This is a genomic window from Microvirga massiliensis (genome assembly GCF_001006805.1).
Classification (GTDB): Bacteria; Pseudomonadota; Alphaproteobacteria; order Rhizobiales; family Beijerinckiaceae; genus Microvirga; species Microvirga massiliensis.
In genome coordinates this window covers 1-2,035 of sequence record NZ_LN811399.1, presented here as the reverse complement: position 1 = coordinate 2,035, position 2,035 = coordinate 1, and the positions used below count along the sequence as shown (strand labels likewise).

Here is a 2,035-nt window from a genome sequence, read left to right as displayed (position 1 = left end):
AGCAGCGCACCCTGTGTATCAAGATCCGGATTGTCGTATTCGGCAATGACGAGAAAGAGCGGCACCTTTGGGGCGTTGCCGACGTGCGTAATCGGCGACATGTCGGAATAGCGCGAGGCATCGGTTCCGAAATACGCCTGGAAGTTCTTCAAATTGGGATCAGAGGGGCTCGGATCGAAGTGATACCGCCCGCTCATCAGCACCGCGCCCGCAACTCCGGCTCCTTCCGCCGGACGGATCTTGTCGTGAAACAGGTATGTCGCGACATGGGTCGCGCCAGCCGAATGCCCGATCAGGTAGATCCGGTTCGGATCGCCGCCATATTGGGCGATGTTCTCCTTGAGCCACTGCACCAGGCTCCTCACGTCCTCGGCGGCGGCAGGCCAGGTTGCAGAAGGCGCGAGCCGGTAGGTGGCATTGACACCGACGATCCCCTTCCGCGCGAAGTAGAGAGGAACATTTCCGTAGATTTCCTCGTTGACGGTGCGGTCCCCTGCTACGTAGGCGCCGCCGTGGAGAAACACCACGACTGTCCCGTTTCCGGGATTGGCTGGTTTGAAGACATCGAGCTTATGGCGCGGATCAGGACCATATGAGAGATCGCGGGTGATCGCGACCACGTCCCTTGGTGCTGCGCGCAGAAGCGGTGTGTAGAGCTCCTGGGTGATCGCAACATTGCCGCGGATGTCCTTCCCCCACCCGGGACCGATCTCCTCCAGGCGCTTTTGCAACGGCTCCGGCATCGTAGACATCTGCGCTTCTGCGGCGATCGGCAGCAACAGAGCGAGGGCAAAAAACAGACTTTTCAGGCGCACCACATCCTCCCTTGTGAATCGAGCAGAAAGCTACGTGTGCCGGGTTATGGGCGCAAGGCGACGTGGCGTGTCGGAACGAGAGCCTGAAACGGGAGCCGTCTTCTGAATAAATGCTCCGCTTTCATGCCATGTATCGCTCAGCAACTTGGACGTGCCCACGACGTTCAGGAGTAAAGTTGATTCACTCAACTGGCGTCCGCTCCATGGAGCACAGGCAGTCGAGAAACCCTGAGGTAGGCGACAGGTTCACGGAAGCCGACGCGCAGCGGCTCGTGACCGAGGCTGCCCACCGGTATTTCGAGAGCCGCCGGGCACGGGTGGAGGAGTTCGTCGACCGCCACTTCTCGCTCAAGGGATCGGCGGCCATTCACCGGAAAGCGATCGGCTGGGACATGCTGAAGGCGCCGGCCAACATCGCCCTGGCTGTGCCGAGCCTGGCACTGCGGGCAGCCGCTGCCGGGGCGCAGGCGCTTGGGGCCAGAGGAGCCGCGGACGCCTTGGGCTCCCGCAAGTTATTGCTCGAGACAGCGGTGGGTCGCGAGATCGAATGGCTCATGATGACCGAGCTTCTCGAGCTGCCGCTTCGGCAGGGCGAGCGGGAATCCCGCAAGGACGCCCTGTCCGAGACGATCCTCTCGGCTCCGGACCTCCAGAGCTCGATTCACGAAACCCTGCAAGCGATCGGACGGCGGGCTGACGATCCGGGATTCCGGCAACAGCTCGAAGAAACGCTGGCCACCTACACAGATACGCGCTCGGCCGCCGCGGAGGTCACGACGGCCCTGATCACGCTCGGCACAGGGAGTGTCGCGGTCAAACAGGCCACGCCGGGCATCCTCTCGCTCGGTCCGGCCCTCGCGGCGGCCATGGCCCAGCAGGCGGCGATCGCCTCCTTTCCGCTCGGAGCCACCTTGGGGAGCCTGTGGTATGGCGCCTTCCCGGCGGCTGCCTCCCCCGTGCTGGTCGCAGGCGTGACCTCGAGCCTGCTGGCGGTCAGCTCCGTGGCCGCCGCTTTCGCTGGGATCATCGCCGATCCGGTCCAGCGGGCCCTGGGCGTGCACCATCGCCGCCTGCTCCGGCTCATCGATGCCCTTGAGCACCAATTTTGCGATGGGCATGGGGAATCCGGGTTTGTGACGCGCGACCAGTACGTGGCCCGGCTGTTGGATGTTCTCGACCTTCTCGGTAGCGCCTATCGGATTGCACGGGGGTAGCGGTTG

2 protein-coding genes are annotated in these 2,035 nt (G+C 63.5%); one reads left to right on the top strand and one right to left on the bottom strand.

Annotated features, from left to right (window positions below):
- Nucleotides 1-815, bottom strand: an 815-nt coding sequence (locus BN1233_RS42510; RefSeq protein WP_048710852.1) for an alpha/beta hydrolase, incomplete at its 3' end; no start/stop codon positions are given.
- A gap of 176 nt (nucleotides 816-991) precedes the next feature.
- Between BN1233_RS42510 and BN1233_RS42505 the strand changes: the two genes are divergently transcribed.
- On the top strand, nucleotides 992-2,029 hold the full coding sequence (locus BN1233_RS42505) for a DUF6635 family protein (RefSeq protein WP_197094694.1): 1,038 nt from the start codon (nucleotides 992-994) through the stop codon (nucleotides 2,027-2,029).
- The last annotated feature ends 6 nt before the right edge of the window (nucleotides 2,030-2,035 follow it).